Genomic DNA, 2,294 nt, shown 5'->3' on the forward strand with positions numbered 1-2,294 from the left:
GAGTGCAAAAACGTTTTCCGCGCTACACTTCGTCGTCATCCAGTTTAACCGGTGAGGTGAAGTCGTCGGGTTTAATCGCCAGCAAATCGCAGCGCAGGTGGTCAATCACCTGTTCGGCGGTATTGCCAAGGAAGGCAGCGGACAAACCGGTGCGGCCAATCGTTCCCACCACCACCACGCCTGCATCGAGATGCTCCGCTAGGTCAGGGATGACTTCCTTCGGCAGGCCTTTTTCAACATGAGTGAATTTTTCATCAATGTTGAACGACTGACGCAGCGCTTTCATCGCCACTAAATGCTGACCTCGAATCGCATCGTTATACACGCTGGGGCCGAAGTCCGGCAGCTCAATCGCGATATTGATTGGCGTGGCGGGGTAAGCAGCACCAACCAGATGAACTTCAGTATGGTTAACGCGTTCCGCCAGTTCCAGCGTCTCTTTCACCAGCTTGGTATTAAGCGGATCGTGATCTTCACTGGCAAGGTTAACGGCAACCACCGCTTTACTGCTTTCCTGCCAGGCCTGATCTTTGACCATCCATACCGGGCAGGGGCACTTGCGCAGCAGGTGCCAGTCAGTCGGGGTGAAGACCACCGCCTGCAGCCAGTCTTGCTGGTGCGCCATCTTGATCACTAGGTCGTGCTGGTTATTCAGCACTTCCTGAATAATCGCTTCATACGGACGGTCATGCCAGATTACTTTGATATCAATGTGCACCCCGGCCACGAGATAGGCCTGCGACTGTTTGCGGATCCACTCAGTACGCTGGCTGATCACCTCTTTACGTATAGTGATGCGTTTATCGGGGGAGAGTAGGGTAGTCATCTCATAGGAGAAGTCATAAATAGGAAGAAAACAGGTAATTTTACCGCCAAGGCGCTGATTCAAATAGACAGCACGGCGAAGTGCAGGCTGGTCGTCCTGTTGTGGGTCGATAGCCACAAGAACGTTTTGGTACTGAGACATAACGATTTCTCCTTACGCTGAGCGCGTCAGTTTAAATTTAAAGATAGCCCAATCGCGGCAAAGGAAGAAGGGGGGAAATTGTTGCCGGATCAATAATATAACAAATATTTGACCCGGCAATTATCAGGCGGCAGTGTGGCTCTGGCCCGCAAGCTCCGAGAGGATTTGATGATTTTCAACGGTAATGTATTTGCCTTTCACTGCCAGCATGCCGCTTTTCTGGAAGCGACCAAGCAGGCGGCTGATGGTTTCAACCGTCAAACCGAGGTAATTACCAATATCGCTACGAGTCATGGTCAGGCGAAATTCACGCTGTGAGAAGCCCTGCTGGCTAAAGCGACGTGACAGACCATAAATAAACACTGCTAGGCGTTCTTCGGCGTTTTTCTTCGACAGCAGCAAGATCATTTCTTGGTCACCTTTAATCTCATCGCTCATCAGGCGCATTATCTGCTGGCGCAGGCTGGACATTTTACCGGAAAGATCGTCGAGAGTTTCGAAGGGAATTTCACACACCATGGCGGTTTCTAACGCTTGGGCAAAGCTGGGGTGAAAACTGGCGCTGATGGCGTCAAATCCGACCAAGTCTCCAGCAAGGTGAAAACCGGTAATCTGCTCATCACCCTGTTGGGTGATGGTGTAACTCTTAATGGTTCCTGAACGAATCGCATAGAGTGATTTCAGGTCATCACCGGCTTTAAACAGCGTCTGACCTTTCTGAATCGGTTTTTTTCGCTCGATGATATTATCTAGCTGATCCAGTTCGTGCTCGTTAAGCGTGAAGGGAATGCATAGCTGACTGATGCTGCAATCCTGGCAGTGAATAGCACAACCGCCTGATTGAATACGTCGGGTAACAATTCGCTTTTCCTGAATCATTATGTACACTCAATGATTAATTGACTGACACCAATTTTACATTTTTCGCTTACAGAATGGAACTCATCTGAGCAGTTTTAGGTACAATAAAATCGGGGGGTGTTATCAAGGAACATGAATGTAAATGCGGTATAAAAAATAGATTGGCACTGATTTTCTAACCTGAGCGCTGGTGCTAAGCAATACACCCTCAAAATTTGTACTACATATGAATTTATCTTAACTACGGTTTAAGCACTCATCATCACATACGCTGGGGTTAAAGTGCATACTGAACAGCGAGCCGCTGTTCCTCGCCTGCTTGCTCCGCAGCCTGACAGTCGCAAACGCTGACTTGATGGGATCCGTCGTCCTTATTGAAGCCCAGTTCGCAGCCGGAAAATAATTCTGGAAGAAATCAATCAGCAGGATACGCCACCTTTCTCTAATCCCCATACACCACAAATGA

Annotated in this window: 2 protein-coding genes; both read right to left on the reverse strand. The window is 48.9% G+C overall.

The window, feature by feature from the left end; all coding sequences use genetic code 11:
* Positions 1 to 22 precede the first annotated feature (22 nt).
* Complete coding sequence (gene uspE / locus BBW68_RS11635) at positions 23 to 967, reverse strand: universal stress protein UspE (RefSeq protein ID WP_070135489.1); 945 nt, start codon at positions 965 to 967, stop codon at positions 23 to 25.
* Positions 968 to 1,090: 123 nt separating this feature from the next.
* Positions 1,091 to 1,846 (reverse strand): FNR family transcription factor, encoded by a 756-nt coding sequence (locus BBW68_RS11640; protein WP_070135490.1) that lies wholly within the window; start codon positions 1,844 to 1,846, stop codon positions 1,091 to 1,093.
* Positions 1,847 to 2,294: the final 448 nt, after the last annotated feature.

This window comes from Candidatus Erwinia dacicola, assembly GCF_001756855.1.
In the GTDB taxonomy this organism is placed as follows: Bacteria; Pseudomonadota; Gammaproteobacteria; order Enterobacterales; family Enterobacteriaceae; genus Erwinia; species Erwinia dacicola.